Source organism: Devosia sp. LjRoot16, from assembly GCF_964252795.1.
GTDB lineage: Bacteria > Pseudomonadota > Alphaproteobacteria > Rhizobiales > Devosiaceae > Devosia_A.
Map to the genome: position 1 here is coordinate 1,177,160 of NZ_CAXUPH020000001.1, position 14,352 is coordinate 1,191,511.

General features: G+C 65.9%; 15 protein-coding genes. 8 read left to right on the forward strand and 7 right to left on the reverse strand.

Translation table 11 applies throughout. The features are described 5' to 3' along the window. Window positions 1-36 precede the first annotated feature (36 nt). From ACSQ23_RS05505 to ACSQ23_RS05520, 4 genes are read left to right on the forward strand one after another with little or no spacing between them, the layout of a single operon-like run. A complete protein-coding gene (locus ACSQ23_RS05505) occupies window positions 37-660 on the forward strand; it encodes a hypothetical protein (protein ID WP_055873714.1) in 624 nt (207 codons plus the stop codon). 2 nt (window positions 661-662) lie between these two features. Continuing rightward, the gene (gene dut / locus ACSQ23_RS05510) at window positions 663-1,121 is read left to right on the forward strand and encodes a dUTP diphosphatase (protein ID WP_055994602.1); all 459 of its coding nucleotides are present in this window, start codon (window positions 663-665) and stop codon (window positions 1,119-1,121) included. Beyond that, window positions 1,075-1,827 carry a DUF2259 domain-containing protein gene (locus ACSQ23_RS05515; RefSeq protein ID WP_055994599.1) on the forward strand — a complete coding sequence of 251 codons (753 nt, stop codon included), beginning with the start codon at window positions 1,075-1,077 and terminating at the stop codon, window positions 1,825-1,827. The genes dut and ACSQ23_RS05515 overlap by 47 nt, the downstream gene beginning before the upstream one ends. Next, window positions 1,824-2,555, forward strand: coding sequence for a HesA/MoeB/ThiF family protein (locus ACSQ23_RS05520; protein WP_055994597.1), 732 nt, complete (start codon window positions 1,824-1,826; stop codon window positions 2,553-2,555). The genes ACSQ23_RS05515 and ACSQ23_RS05520 overlap by 4 nt, the downstream gene beginning before the upstream one ends. 17 nt (window positions 2,556-2,572) lie before the next feature. Here the strand turns inward: ACSQ23_RS05520 and ACSQ23_RS05525 are convergent, their stop codons facing one another. Then, window positions 2,573-3,502: a LysR family transcriptional regulator gene (locus ACSQ23_RS05525; RefSeq protein ID WP_055994594.1), complete on the reverse strand. Its 930-nt coding sequence runs from the start codon at window positions 3,500-3,502 to the stop codon at window positions 2,573-2,575. A gap of 223 nt (window positions 3,503-3,725) precedes the next feature. Between ACSQ23_RS05525 and ACSQ23_RS05530 the strand changes: the two genes are divergently transcribed. Both ACSQ23_RS05530 and ACSQ23_RS05535 read left to right on the forward strand, forming a co-directional pair. Then, window positions 3,726-4,925, forward strand: a complete 1,200-nt coding sequence (locus tag ACSQ23_RS05530; RefSeq protein ID WP_055994957.1) for an MFS transporter — start codon at window positions 3,726-3,728, stop codon at window positions 4,923-4,925. Further along, the gene (locus tag ACSQ23_RS05535; protein ID WP_200940404.1) at window positions 4,922-5,353 is read left to right on the forward strand and encodes a cyclophilin-like fold protein; all 432 of its coding nucleotides are present in this window, start codon (window positions 4,922-4,924) and stop codon (window positions 5,351-5,353) included. Before ACSQ23_RS05530 ends, ACSQ23_RS05535 begins: the two co-directional genes overlap by 4 nt. A 104-nt stretch (window positions 5,354-5,457) precedes the next feature. On the opposite strand, the gene ACSQ23_RS05540 is transcribed toward ACSQ23_RS05535, so the two are convergent. The 6 genes from ACSQ23_RS05540 to ACSQ23_RS05565 all read right to left on the reverse strand — a co-directional run bounded on the left by ACSQ23_RS05540 (window position 5,458) and on the right by ACSQ23_RS05565 (window position 12,481). Further along, window positions 5,458-6,402 (reverse strand): ABC transporter permease, encoded by a 945-nt coding sequence (locus ACSQ23_RS05540; RefSeq protein WP_055873729.1) that lies wholly within the window; start codon window positions 6,400-6,402, stop codon window positions 5,458-5,460. Further along, the gene (locus ACSQ23_RS05545) at window positions 6,399-7,526 is read right to left on the reverse strand and encodes an ABC transporter permease (RefSeq protein ID WP_436089991.1); all 1,128 of its coding nucleotides are present in this window, start codon (window positions 7,524-7,526) and stop codon (window positions 6,399-6,401) included. Before ACSQ23_RS05545 ends, ACSQ23_RS05540 begins: the two co-directional genes overlap by 4 nt. Further along, a complete protein-coding gene (locus tag ACSQ23_RS05550; RefSeq protein ID WP_436089992.1) occupies window positions 7,523-9,067 on the reverse strand; it encodes an ABC transporter ATP-binding protein in 1,545 nt (514 codons plus the stop codon). Before ACSQ23_RS05550 ends, ACSQ23_RS05545 begins: the two co-directional genes overlap by 4 nt. A 65-nt stretch (window positions 9,068-9,132) precedes the next feature. Beyond that, complete coding sequence (locus ACSQ23_RS05555; protein ID WP_055873738.1) at window positions 9,133-10,182, reverse strand: BMP family lipoprotein; 1,050 nt, start codon at window positions 10,180-10,182, stop codon at window positions 9,133-9,135. Between the two features lie 23 nt (window positions 10,183-10,205). Further along, window positions 10,206-11,159: a nucleoside hydrolase gene (locus tag ACSQ23_RS05560; RefSeq protein ID WP_436089993.1), complete on the reverse strand. Its 954-nt coding sequence runs from the start codon at window positions 11,157-11,159 to the stop codon at window positions 10,206-10,208. Beyond that, window positions 11,156-12,481 carry an amidohydrolase family protein gene (locus ACSQ23_RS05565; protein ID WP_197421004.1) on the reverse strand — a complete coding sequence of 442 codons (1,326 nt, stop codon included), beginning with the start codon at window positions 12,479-12,481 and terminating at the stop codon, window positions 11,156-11,158. Before ACSQ23_RS05565 ends, ACSQ23_RS05560 begins: the two co-directional genes overlap by 4 nt. 134 nt (window positions 12,482-12,615) lie before the next feature. Between ACSQ23_RS05565 and ACSQ23_RS05570 the strand changes: the two genes are divergently transcribed. Next, window positions 12,616-13,572 carry a hypothetical protein gene (locus ACSQ23_RS05570; protein ID WP_436089994.1) on the forward strand — a complete coding sequence of 319 codons (957 nt, stop codon included), beginning with the start codon at window positions 12,616-12,618 and terminating at the stop codon, window positions 13,570-13,572. After that, the gene (locus ACSQ23_RS05575) at window positions 13,572-14,303 is read left to right on the forward strand and encodes a creatininase family protein (protein WP_055873747.1); all 732 of its coding nucleotides are present in this window, start codon (window positions 13,572-13,574) and stop codon (window positions 14,301-14,303) included. Before ACSQ23_RS05570 ends, ACSQ23_RS05575 begins: the two co-directional genes overlap by 1 nt. Window positions 14,304-14,352: the final 49 nt, after the last annotated feature.

A 14,352-nucleotide genomic window follows, 5' to 3' on the forward strand; every position in this document is an offset into this window, starting at 1 on the left:
GGGGGCGATGCGGCGGGCGATGTTGAGGAGAATTTCATGACCCTGAAGACCATTTCCCGGCTGGCCGGCATCGTGCTGCTGAGCGCCGGGCTTGCCGGTTGCATGGACGTTACGGCCGAAATCGACGTGCTGAGCGAGACTACCGGTAAGACCACCACCGTCATGACGGTGGGCTCCGAGTTCTATCCAATGATCAAGCAGATGGCCGAGGCCGGCGGCGAGAAGGCCGATTCGTCCGATGCGTTCTGCAAGGAAGAAGGCGACGTGCTGACCGAGAATGCGGATGGCAGCGGCACCTGTACCTCGATCAAGGAAGGCGACCTCACCACGCTGACCGCCGATAGTGACGGCCCGAACTCCGACACCAGCATCACCGTGGTGAGCCCGGGCGTGGTGCGCGTGGCCTTCAAGACCAACGAGATGACCAGCCAGATCAGTGAAGGCGCCGGTGGTGAACAGGATGCCCAGACCAAGGCGATGATGAAGACCTATTTCGAGGGTCACACCGCCACCATCCGCATCAAGGGCAAGCGCATCACCGAGACCAACATGACCAAGGTCGGCGACAACACCGCCGAGATGGTGCTGAACTTCACCGAACTGCTCGACGGCAACGCCAACCTGCCCGAAGAGCTGTTCGCGATCGTCGATACCCGCTGACCATGACGGATCGGGTCACAGTCGATTTCATCTGGCTCGATCACGGCCGGGGCCTCGAGCCCCCGCGGCAACAGAGCGCGGGCGCGGCAGGAGTGGATCTCCTCGCCGCGCTCGGCGCTTCCGAGACCGTCATCATCGAGGCAGGCAAACGGGCGCTGGTGCCAACGGGCATGGCAATCGCGCTTCCCACCGGCTACGAGGCGCAGGTGCGGCCGCGTTCCGGCCTCGCCGCCAAGCACGGCGTTACCGTGCTCAATACGCCCGGCACGATCGATGCCGACTATCGCGGAGAGATCAAAGTCATCCTGATCAATCACGGCGACGCCCCATTCACCATCCAGCGTGGCGACCGCATCGCCCAGATGGTGGTGGCGCCGGTTTCGCGCATAGATTTCGAACTCAGGGAGAGCCTCGATGCGACTGAGCGTGGTGCAGGCGGTTTCGGTTCGACTGGTCGCTAGCTTTCTGGTTCTGATGGCCGCCCCGGCGTTTGCCGGCGACGCCGCCGATTTTGCCGCACTCGGGTTTTCCGCCGATGGCCGCTACCTCGCCTACGAGGAATTCGGCGTCCAGGACGGCTCGGGCTTTCCCTATTCCAACATCTTCATCCTCGACGTCGCCGAGGACAAATGGGCCGGCGGCTCGCCGTTCCGAGTGCGGCTCGAGGAAGAGCAGCCCGGTCTTGCCGGGGTGCGCGCCAAATCGGCAGCTGCCGCCGCGGCAGCACTCGCCAAGCTCGAGATCACCGAGCCGGCGGTGTTCGCCGCGATGCATGCCGACGCGGAGCCGGTCGAGGATCGCAAGGTCATCAGGTTCGGGACGCCCGGCTTCGGGCTCTCGGAACCGGACGATACCGCGACGCTCAGCCTCACGACCTTCCCCTCGACCTCCACGGTTCGCTGCGTCGAGGATTTCGGCTTCGAGCCGCCGGTGGGCTTTGCCCTGACGTTCGAGCCCTCCGACCGCATGGCGACGCAGATGTATCGTGACGAATCCGTCCCCGCGTCGCGCAACTGCACTGTCGACTACCAGCTGAGCGCCGTGGTCGCGCCGGTCAACTGGGCGTGGCGAAACCTGACGCCGGTCGCCATCGTCTCGGTGTTCTCGCGTGGCTTCGAGGGTCCCGACCGGCGCTTCATTGCCGTGCCGATCGTGAACCGTCCATGACGGACGCTGCCGCGGCTGCGCTCAGCCCCGAGGAAATCAAGCGCTATGCGCGCCACATCGTGCTGCGCGGGGTCGGCGGCGATGGCCAGCAGAAGCTGAAAGCGGCCCGCGTGCTGGTGATCGGCGCCGGTGGGCTGGGGAGCCCGCTGATCGCCTACCTGGCGGCGGCGGGGGTGGGGACGCTCGGGGTGGTCGACCATGACACGGTGTCGCTCTCCAACCTGCAGCGCCAGATGATCCATCAGAGCATCGGCATCGGCACGCCCAAGGCCGAGAGCGCCGGGACATTCGTTGCCGGGCTCAATGCGCATGTCGAATACATCCCGCATATCGAGCGCATCAACTCGGAGAACGCGGCGCGGCTGCTCGCCGGCTACGACATGGTGATCGACGGCACCGACAATTTCGGCACCCGCCAGACCGTCGCCGAAGCCGCCGAGGCGGCGAAGCTCCCGCTGGTCTCGGGGGCCGTCTCGATGTTCGACGGCCAGGTCACGGTGTTCATGCCGGATGGCAAGCAGTTCCGCGACCTCTACCCCGATACGCCTGATGAAGCCGACCTGCCGTCCTGCGAAGTGGTCGGCGTCATCGGCGCCGTCACCGGCGTCATCGGCACGCTGATGGCGATGGAAGCGATCAAGCTGATCACCGGCGTGGGCGAGCCGCTGGTCGGCCGGCTGCTGCTCTATGATGGGCGGGCCGCAAGGTTCACTGAATTGAACTATTAAGGCCCCACGCTCGATGCTCATCCCCCTGCAGCGGAGATGGGGGCGGCACTTCCTTCACCCCGCACGCGCAGCGCCTCCACCACCACCGAAAATGCCGGCGAGTTCTGGCGGCGGCTGGGGTAATAAAGGTAGTAGCCGGCGAACATTGGCGACCAGTCGTCGAGCACCTGGACCAGCCGGCCCGAGGCGATGTGCGCCTCGACCAGGTTTTCCGGCAGGTAAGCGATACCGTAGCCGCCGATCGCCGCATCGATCTGCGCGTAAGACGTGTTGAAGATGAGCTGTCCGTCCACCCGGACCCGCAGCTCGCGGCCGTCTCGCGCGAATTCCCAGGCATAGAGCCCGCCCGAGCGGATCTGCCGCTGGTTGATGCAGATGTGGTTGACCAGCTCCTGCGGATGCTGCGGCGGCGGCCGCCGCGCGAAATAATCCGGCGAGCCGACGGCGACGAGCCGCCAATCCGGCCCAATGCGCACCGCGATCATATCCTTGTCGAGACTTTCGCCCAGCCGCACACCCGCATCGAACCGTTCCTCGACGATATTGCGAAAGCCGTTATCGCTGTTGAGCTCGAGCCGGATATCCGGATAGTCACGCATCAGCTGCCTGAGCTTAGGCCACACCACACTTTCCAGCGCGTGGTCGGAGAGGGTGATCCGTATCGTCCCGGACGGCTTGTCGCGGATCGCCATCAAGGCGTCGATATCGGTTTCCAGCCCCTCGATGCGTGGCGCCAGCGCTTCAAGCAGCCGCTCGCCGGCTTCGGTGGGGGCGACGGAGCGGGTGGTGCGAGTCAGGAGGCGAAGGCCCAGCCGCGCCTCGAGCTGCTTGATCGCCTGACTCAGCGTCGGCTGCGAGGTGCCGAGCCGGGCTGCCGCCCGGGTGAAACTCCGCTCCTCGGCCACCGCCAGGAACCACAGCATGTCGGTCAGGTCGCGCCGTTGCATCGGATCATCTCCGCTCGATTGATATCAAGAGCCGATAAGTCCAAGACAATTACAGCGGATAATCGGCGAAGTCAGCGGGGACTATGTTCCCTGCATGCCGAAACCCGATCACCAACCGATGACCCACGAAGCGTTCTGGGAACGCGCCTTGACCGGCGGGGTCGGCGCCCAGTTCGACTGGCTGGCCGCGGCCACGGTGCTCGCCCCGATCAAGAGCTCATCCATGCCAGCGCCAACGGACGACCTTACCCTGCCCCGCTCCCGCACGTCCTGGGGGGCAGTGGTTTGCATGTCGCTGCTCACCTTCGTGCTCATCGCCTCGGAATTCATGCCGGTGAGCCTGCTCACCCCGATCGCTGCGGACCTCCTGATCACCGAAGGGCAGGCTGGCCAGGCCATCGCCGTCTCCGGCTTCTTTGCGGTGCTGACCAGCCTGTTCGGTAACAGCCTGTTGTCGCGGCTCGATCGCCGCACGGTAGTGCTCGGCTACACCGTGGTGCTGATCGCCTCCGGGCTGGCAGTGACCTTCGCGCCCGATTACCTGGTGTTCATGCTCGGGCGCGCTTTGGTCGGGGTGGCCATCGGCGGCTTCTGGTCGCTCTCGACGGCCATCCTCGCCCGGCTGTCGATGCCCGCTGACCTGCCCAAGGCGCTCGCCATGCTGCAGGGCGGCACCGCCTTCGCCGCGGTCATCGCCGCCCCACTCGGCAGCTTTCTCGGTGGGCTGGTGGGCTGGCGCGGCGCCTTCGCCATTGTCGTGCCGATCGGGCTTTTGGGCCTTATCTGGCAGTGGCTGGTGCTGCCGCGCCTCGCCCCCGACCGGCAAGTTTCGCCACGGCGCATGCTCGGCCTGCTCCGCACCCCAGTCGTCGCGGTCGGCATGGCCGCCACGGCGCTGGCCTTCATGGGCCAGTTCGCGCTCTCCACGTACTTGCGGCCTTTCCTCGAACTGGTGACCGGCCTCGACGTCAACGCGCTGTCGCTGGTGATGCTCGGCCTCGGCCTCGGCGGCCTCCTCGGCACGGCGCTTGCCGGCTACCTGATGCGCACGCACCTGAAGCTGGTGCTCGTCGCAGTGCCGGGTCTCCTTGCCGTGTTAGCCGTGCTGTTGATCCCGCTGGGGCATATCGCGGGGCTCACCGCGGCGTTGCTCGTTCTCTGGGGCGTCCTGACCACCCCGATCCCCGTCGCCTGGGGGACCTGGATGACCCGGGTCATGCCGCACGAGCTCGAGGCCGGCGGCGGCTTGCAGGTGGCGCTGGTCCAGGTGGCCATTACGCTCGGAGCCTTCGGTGGCGGCCTGCTGTTCGACACCGAGGGATGGTGGGCGCCCTTCGTCCTCGCGGCGCTGCTGTTGGCCGCCGCGACGGCGCTGGCGGCGCGGGCCGCGTCCAATCCACAACTCGCCGGCGAGGTGGCATGATGCGGCGGCGCGAAGTGCTTCGCGGACTGATGCTCGGTGCGGCGTTGCCGGGCGTCAGCCAGGGGCAGGAAGGTGGGGCGATGAGAATTCATATTGCATTCGACGACCAGCGTTTCACCGCGAGCCTCGAGGACAACGCCTCGGCCCGCGAATTCGCCGCCATGCTGCCGCTCGACCTGACGATGTCGGATTTCGGCGGCAACGAGAAGATCTCCTACCTGCCGGAGAAACTCACCGCGCTGGTGCGCGGCCCGGTCCCGGACGCCGCCCCAGGAGACCTTTGCTACTACGTGCCGTGGGGCAACCTGGCGTTCTTCCACGGTAGATACGAAAGTACCCGCGACCTGGTCCGGCTTGGCCGGTTGGAGGGGAGCGTGGGGCCACTGCTGGTGCGCGGGGAGTTTGCGGTGCGGATCGAGGGGGTGTGAGCGGGCACGGTGGCTCCGCACGCCCCCCTCTCTGGCGAAAACTAAGGACTTAGCTGCGCTAAGCCCAAGTTTTCGCTTGAGGGCATCGCGCTTCGGCGCGCCGCCTACTTCACCCCACGCAAAGCCAGCGCCCGCTGGGCCCGGATCGAGAACAGCACCAGTGCGGCGATGGTCACGACGAACGGGATCATGCGGATGAGTTCGGCCGGGATGTCGTTGAAGAGGCCCGGCATCACCACCGCCAGCGCCTCGAAGGCGCCGAACAGCAGCGCGGCGAGCAGCGCTCCGACCGGGTGGCGGGCGCCGAGCAGCACCGCGCCGAGCGCGATAAAGCCGCGGCCGGCGGTCATGTCGCGGGTGAAGCCGACATAGTTGAACATGGCGAGCTGCGCACCGCCGAGGCCGGCCAGCGCGCCCGAGACGATGAGGCTCCAGGTGCGGATCTTGTTGACCGGGATGCCGGCCGCTTCCGGCGCCGCCGGATACTCACCGACGCCGCGCAGCCACAGGCCCCAGGGCGTGCGGTAGAGGAAGTACCAGACCGCAAAGACCAGGAAGGCCGCGAGCCAGCTCAGCACCGAGTGGCCGGAGAGGAACGACTTGAGCACCGGGCCGATGCCGGGGATGGCGCTGAGGAAGCTGAGGTCGACCGCCGGAACGGCCTTGCTCTGGAGATTGATCGAGGTGCCCTTGTCGCCACCGGTAGCGATGGCCAGTGCGAACACCGTGCCGCCGGCCGCGAGGATGTTGATGGCGAAGCCGACAAGGATGATGTCGGCCTTCAGGCGGAAGGCGAAGAACGCCATGATCAGCCCGAGCAGCGCCCCGGCGCCGAGCCCGGCGGCGACCGCGACGTACCACGGGGCATAGACCGAGACGATCACCGCGGTGAGGCAGCCGATCAGCATCATGCCCTCGAGCGCCACGTTCAGCGCCCCGCCGAGATCGGCGATGAGGCCGCCCAGCGTCGCCAGCAGCAAAGGCGTCGTGGTGCGGATGATGGTGACGAAGAAGGTGGCCGAAAAGACAGTGATGAGCAGTTCCATCATTTGGCGGCACCCCCGACGGCAGCAGGCGCAACTGATGGCGACGGGCTGCGCTTCAACAGCCTGGTGATGAAGTTGAGCGAGAAGGACGACGAGACCAAGAGGATGATGATCGCGGTGACGACGCCGATCACCTCGGCCGGCACGTCGGTGCGGATGTTCATCAGTTGCGCGCCCTGCCTGAGATAACCGTAGAACAGCGCGACAACCGGCACCGCCAACGGCCGGCTGCGGGCGACGATGGCGACGAGGATGCCCTCGAAGGCGAGGCCGCCTTCGAACAGCACCGTCAGCTTGCCATAGCCCTGGCCCTGCACGAACATCGAGCCGAGCAGGCCGCCCAGCGCGCCGGAGGCGGTCATCGCCGAGACCATGATGAAGGTCGCCTTGATGCCCGAGTATTCGGCGAAGCGTGCGTTATGGCCAACCAGCCGGAGCTTCAGGCCCCAGCTGGTGCGATAGAGCGCGAACCACACCACCAGCACCGCGACCAGCGCGAAGACGAGGCCGAGATCAAGCCGGGTGACGTTGAGCCCCTCGAGCTTGATCAGTTGCGGGAACATGGCGCTGTCAGGGAAATCATTGGTGGTCAGCACCCCCGCCTGCGGCTTGGGCAGGCTGGTGCGGACGAGGAAATTGCACACCTCGATGGCGATGTAGTTCAGCATCAGCGAGGAGACGATCTCGTTGGCGCCGAGCTTGGCCTTGGCGATGCCGGGCAGGAACCCGTAGATGGCGCCGGCCAGCATGGCGGCGGTGATGCCCAGGGGAATGCCGGCCCAGCTGGCGCCGAGCGGCGACAGCGCCACGTAGCTGGCGGCCAGGGCGCCGATATAGACCTGCCCCTGCACCCCCATGGCGAACTGCCGGGCCTGGAACACCAGCGAGAAGGCGAGCCCGGTGATGGTGAGCTTGGCGACATCGTCGAGCCACAGCCCGATAGTGCGCGGCTTTGAGGCCGGGGCGGTGAGCAGCTGGGTGATAGCGTCAAGCGGCGCTTTGGAGGTGAGCAGCACGACGATGAAGGTGACCAGCAGCGCAATCGCCAGGGCGCCGACGGCGCGGCCGACTTCGCGGCGGATGGTCTTGAAACGGGAGTTGCGGTCGATGGCGGGAATGTTGCTCATTTGAGGGCCGCCTGCATTTCGTCTGCCGTCTGGGTCGAAAGCCCGAGCATGTAAGTGCCGAGCGTTTCGGGGGTGAGGTCGGGAGTATTGAGGAAGGCGGCAACGATCTTGCCGCGATAGAGCACCAGCAGCCGGTCGCTGAGCGCCAGCAATTCGCTGAGGTCGGCCGAGCTCAACAGCACCGCGGCGCCCTTGTCGCGGGCATCGGTGATGGTGCGCCAGATGAACTGCGTGGCGCCGAGGTCAACGCCGCGGGTGGGCTGGTTGACGAGGAGCAGTTTCGGCTGCTCGCTCAGTTCGCGCGCCACCACCACCTTCTGCATGTTGCCGCCCGAGAGCGTGCCCACGGCCGAGCCGGGCCCGCCGACGCGGATCGAGAACTGCTCGATCAGCCGCAGCGCGTTGGCCTTGATCGCCTTGAGGTCGAGCAGGCCACCACGCACATAACGGCTGTCATTGAGCCGGGTGGCGACGAGGTTCTCGGCCACGGTCGAGCCGGTGGAGAGCCCCTCGGCGATGCGATCCTCGGGAATCGAAGCGAGGCCGAGGCCGCGCCGTTGCAGTACGGTCAGCGGGCCGGCGTTCTGGTTGGCGACGACGATGTCGCCGGCCGCCACATGCCGCAGCCCGGCGATGGCCTCGAGCGTCTCGGCCTGCCCGTTGCCCTCGACGCCCACCAGCCCGACGATCTCGCCGGCATAGACGTTGAGGTCGAGCCCAGCGACCACTTCAGTGCCGCGCGCATTGACGATGCGGAGGCCACTGACCGACGCGACCCGCTCGGTCTGCTCGGTCGGCTTGCGCTCGACCCGGAGGCTCACTTCGCGCCCCACCATCATGGCGGCGAGGCTTTTCTCGGTGACCTCTTTGGTCTTGACCTGTCCGACCGTCTTGCCCTGCCGCATCACGGTGATGGAGTTCGAGATCTCCAGCACTTCGGGCAGTTTGTGGGCGATGAAGATCACCGTCTTGCCCTGCGCCACCAGCGAGCGGATGGCGACGAACAGCTCCTGCACTTCCTGCGGCGCCAGCACGGCCGTGGGCTCGTCGAGGATCAGGATGCGGGCATTGCGGTAGAGCGCCTTGAGGATCTCGACACGCTGCTGCTGGCCGACGGGGAGCGAGCCCACGGGCGGCAGCGGATCGACCTTCAGGCGGAACTTGTCGCTGAGCGCCTGCACCTCGGCGATCGCCTTGTTGCGATCGAGCCGGATGCCGGCCCGGGGCTCGGAACCGAGCACCACGTTCTCGTAGACGGAAAAACTCGGAACCAGCGAAAAGTGCTGGAACACCATGCCGATGCCGGCATCGATGGCTTCGCGTGGCTTCGAAAAATGCACCTGCTTGTTGTCGAGCAGGAGCGTACCGGCATTGGGCTGTTCGATGCCGAACAGGATCTTCATCAGGGTGGATTTGCCCGCGCCGTTCTCGCCGACCACGGCGTGAACCTCGCCCGGCTCGATGACGAGGTTCACCCCGTCATTGGCCACAACCCCGCCGGGATAGGTCTTGCCGATCCCGATTGCTTCCAGAAGCGCCATGCTGCCCCGCTCTGCGCACCGTCAAAACAAAGTGGGCCCCGCGTTTTGCCGCGGGGCCCGTCAGATTACTTCATATCGGTGGCGACTTCGATCTCGCCAGCGATGATCTTGGCTTCGATGGCGTCGACTTCGGCGCGCACGTCAGCCGGCACGAGCTTCTCGTACCAGGCGTTCTTGGCGATGCCGACGGCGCCGTCCTTGATGCCGAGCAGCTGGCGCGAGCCATAGGGGGCGGAGCCATCGATGGTCTGGCCGAGCGCCAGGTACAGCGAGTGGCCGACTTTCTTCAGCACCGAGGTGAAGATCACATCGGCCTGGGCCGGGTCGGAGGTGGCAAAGATGGTGGCCTGGTCGCTATCGACGCCGACGGCGAGCTTGCCCGAATCCTTGACCGCCTGGAGCGAGCCGATACCGGTGCCGCCGGCGATCGGGAACACCACGTCAGCGCCCTGGTTGATCTGGGCGAGCGCGATTTCCTTGCCCTTGGCAGGGTCGTTGAACGAACCGGCCACGGCGTTGAGGATGTTGATCGAGGGGTTGGCCGCCTTGGCGCCCTGGTCGAAACCAGTCTTGAAGTCGGTGACGGTCGGGAATTCCATGCCGATGATGGTGCCCAGCGTTGCCGACTTCGAGATCTTGGCGGCGGCGTAGCCGGCGAGATAACCCGCGGCGGCCGTGGTGTACTGCACGCCGAGCACGTTCTTGCACTCGCAGGCGCTGTAGTCGGGCGAATCGTCGAAATCGATGAACTTCACGTCCGGATATTCCGGCGACAGCTCAGCGATGTAGCCGGTCATGTCGAAGGTGCCGGCGATGATCACGTCGTAGCCCGAGTCAGCGGCATCGGCGAGGCCGGCCTGCCACTTGGAACGGTCATAGCCCAGCTCGATGATCTTAACGGTCACCGGCAGCTCGGCCTCGGCCGTCTTCATGCCCTCGGCGGCGTCATCGAAGAAGCTCTTGTCACCGAGCGTGCCGTGCAGCACCAGCGCGACTTTGAGCGGGTTGTCCTTGGTGTATTCCTGGGCGGCGGCGGGGATCGCCGTCGACATCATCATCGAGGCGGCGAGCAGAGTACCTGCTGCGGCCTTGGCCAAAGTCGAGATCAGAGACATGCGCACTCCTGTTTGCGTTTGTTCTAATGCTTGGGGGAATAGGCGGCGGATACGGCGTAGAGCGCGTCGACCTTTGCGACGTCGACCTCCTCGACGAACGTAATCTTGGGGGTGCCGAGGCGCCCGGACGGATCGACCAGCGTCATGCCGCGGGTGATCCCCGGGGCGAGCGCCACGCTCGACGATGCCTCGATCGACTTGGTGACCATCGAGGGATCGAGCACCACGGCGGCAGCCAGCGGGTCGACATAGAGGAAGCGATCGGGCAGGCCACGGCGGATACCGTTCTCGCGGGCATGCTTCTGCAGCGCCTCGTTGAAAGTCTTGAACGGCGAGGCCGGGATCCCGGCAAACAGCGCGTCGAGCTTCTCGCCCACCATGAAGTGGGTGAGGCACGGCTCCCAGGGGATGACAACCGTCTCGATGCCGGCGGTCAGCACCACATGGGCGCCCTCGGGGTCGGCATAGATGTTGAACTCGGCGGCCGGCGTGGTGTTGCCGCGGCCATAGACATTGCCGCCCATGATGGTGAGCGTGCCGATGCCGTCGACGATCGAGGGGTCGAGGCGAAGCGCCAGCGCCAGATTGGTCAGGGGACCGATCATCAGGATGTCGGCCTTCTCGCCCTTGGCTTTGGCCGCATTGAAGGTGCGGATCAGAATGCCGATCCCATCGTCGGAGGCATGGGTTTCCTGGCTCACGGGACGCGGCGCGCCGCCGAGGCCATCGTCGCCATGCACGTATTTGGCATCGATGACCGGCTGGGTCAGCGGGCGATCGGCGCCGCGATGCACCGGAATCGAAACACCGAGCTGGGCGCAGGTGGCGAGGAGATTGGTGGTTGCCTGGTCACGGCCGACATTACCGAACACCGTGGTGATCAGGTCCGGCACCTTGCCGTTGGCGACCAGCAGAATAAGCGCCTGGGCGTCGTCGACGCCGCCGTCGCTGTCAAAAATGAAAGTACGTTTGGTCAAGCTACTGCTTTCTTGTTCTTGGCGTCCGTCTTGGCTTGCTGGACGCGGTTCCAGAACTCGGCGTAAGTCGCCGAGTAAGCCTGTCGGATGTCGGCAAAGGGCCGGCGCGTCAAGCTGCGGTTCTGCACCAATTGCTCTCCACCCACCCAAAGGTGGCGCAGATCGCGCCCGCTGCCCGAATAGACCAGCAGGGTTTCGGGATCCGGCGTCTCGGAATAACCAGCGCCGCTGAGGTCGAACGCTGCAATGTCGGCGGCCTTGCCGACTTCGAGGCTGCCGATCTCGTGCTCGAGACCGAGCGCCTTCGCCCCTTCGATGGTCGCCATGCGCACGAGGTCGCGGCTCGACAGCGGCTGCGCCACGCCTTCGCGATGGCTGGCAACCAGGCCCGCGACGCGCATCTCGGAGACCATGTCGTAGGAATTGTTGGCCGCGACATTGTCAGTGCCGAGCGCCACGGTGACCCCGGCGGCCCTCAGATCCACCGCCGGGCAGATGCCTGCGCGGCCCGACCGCAGCCCGGCCGAGGCGTTGTAGGACACCGAGGCGTGCGGGGCGCGGGCGAACACCGCGATATCCTCATCGCTGAGGTCGATGCAGTGCGCCGCATGGATGCGGCCTTTGAAGAAGCCGAGCTGCTCGAGCGCCACCGCCGCCGTGGTGCCGTAGCGACGCTCAGTCTCCTCGTTGTCCTCCGGACCGCAGGCCATATGGAGGTGGAGGCCGACGCCGTATTTGTTGGCGACCGCCACTTCCTCGACCAAGAGGGCCTCGGTGTTATCGACATAAGGGGCGTGCGGGCCGAACCATGGGATGATGCGGCCATCGGCCGAGCGCTGCTGCTCGAGGAAGGCGGTGGCTTTCGCCAGCTCCTCCGCGCCGCGCCGCTCGTCGCCCAGCTGCACGATGCCGTAGGCGATGACGGCGCGCAGCCCTGCGTCTTTCACCGCGTCGGCGATCTCCTCGGCGAAGAAATACTGGTCGCAGAAAGTGGTGGTGCCCGAAAGCGCCATCTCGGCGCAGCTCAGCGTCACCGCAGGCCCGACATCGGAGGCGACGAGCGATAGTTCAGGCTCGCGGATCGAGTTGTACCAGCCCGCCATGGTGAGCAGGCTCTGGCCTTCCGAGCGGCCGCGGAACAGCACCATTACCGAGTGGGTATGGGCATTCACCAGGCCCGGCATGACGAGGTGTCCGGTCAGGTCGAACACCTCGTCGAAGCCGGACGGGTTGGGAGTGCCGTCGCGAGGTCCTACACCGCTGATCCGACCGTCGCGGATGGCGACGAAGCCACCCTCGAACACCCGATTTTCAGCGTCCACGGAAAGAACCGTCGCCCCGTGGATAAGCGTTGAACCCATTTGACCCCCGTCCGGTAAACCGGTTTACATGACGATCTAACGACACTCAAAAGCCGCTTGTCAAATGCAATCGCGGCAGGACACAGGCACCTGAAGTGAGCCTCAATCCGTTCCAGGCGGACCCCGACATCGCCGCCCGATTTGACCGCCAGAGTGCTGAAATCGGCGACAGGCTCAGCGCAGAAATCACGAGGCTGGTGGCAGCAAAAGCCCGCCGACCGGAAGATAATCTGGGCAGCATCGTGCTCGCCGCCGAAGTGACGATACTGCGCCAAAGCTTCGGGCTCGGCAGCGTCGAGGAGTTGATGCTTCTGGCGCTGGCCCCGGCACGGGGGATCGCAAGGCCGCCGATTTCAAACTTCTTCGTCGGTGCAGTGGGGCTGGAACGCGAAACCGGCAACCTGATCCTGGGCGGCAATGTCGAATTCCCCGGCACGCATCTGGGCTTCACCATCCACGGCGAGGGGTTCGTGTTCACCCGCGCCGCCTCGCGCGGCACCACGGTCGAAACCATCGCCATCGGGGAAGCGCATCCCTGCGCCCATTGCCGGCAGTACATTTCGGAGTTTGCCGGCAGCCGCGAGCTGACACTGATCGACCCGCTCGGGCATCGGCTGAGCATGGCGCAGCTCTATCCGTGGCCGTTCGACCCGGACTATCTGGGCGAGCGCGGCGCCATCGCCGGCGCCTACGACGCGACGCTCAACCTCACCGCCAATGACTGGCCCACGACCATCGCCGACCGGCTGCTCGATGCCGGCCGCCGCGCCCATGCGCCCTACAGCAAATGCCCGGGCGCCGTGGTGCTGGCGCTCAATGACGGGCAAATTATCTCGGGCTTCTCGGTGGAGAGCGTTGCGTTCAATCCGACCATGGGCCCCTTGCAGGCGGCGATCATCAACCTTATCGCCCACGGCTACGAGGCATCCGACATCGCCGAGGCGGCGCTGGGGACACGCCTCGGTGGCAATGTCGACTATGCGCTTGGTGTGACGGAGCTCTTCGGCAAGCTTGCTCCTCGTGCGCCGTTGTCAATCGTAGGGTGGGCTTGATGCTCGATACTCAAAGCGCCAGTTGGGAAGACGTCTCCGCCGCCATTGCCCGGGGGCTGATCGCCGTGCTGCCGGTGGGCGCAGTGGAGCAGCATGGCGCGCACCTGCCGCTCCTCACCGACACGGTGCTGGCGAGCGGCGTCGCCCAGCGCATCGCCGAGGGTTTTGGCGGGCTGCTGCTACCGGCCATCGCCTATGGCGATGCCTGGACGGCGGAAGACTGGGCCGGAACGCTGTCGCTGTCGCCCGAAACGCTGCGCGCCACGATCACCGATATCGGCCGCGGACTGCAGCGCATGGGGGTGAAAGGGCTGATCACCGTCAACGGGCATTTCGGCAACCGCGAACCGATCAATCTCGCGGCGCGGGCGTTGAGCGAAGCGGGTTTTCCGGTGCTGCATCTCGACTATCCCAGGCTCGAAGCGCTGGCCGCCGAGCTGATGGAGAGCGAGCCGGCCGGGCCGGGCTTTTACCACGCCGACGAGGTGGAGACCTCGATGATGCTGGCGCTGGCGCCCGAGACCGTGCGCATGGAGCGCGCCGCACCGGAATATCCAGAGTTCCCGGAGCTGTTCGGCGCCGAGCCGATGAAACTCTCGGCCTTCAACAGATCGGGCGTCTTCGGCGACCCGCGACCGGCTACGGCGCAGAAGGGTGAAGAGCTGATCGCGGGGATCGCGGCGGAGTCGCTGCGATTGATCGGGATCTGGAAGAAGAAGTACGGAATTTGAGCCCAACTGAAGCAGACGGCCCCCTCCCTCGCCATTCGAGCATGGCTCT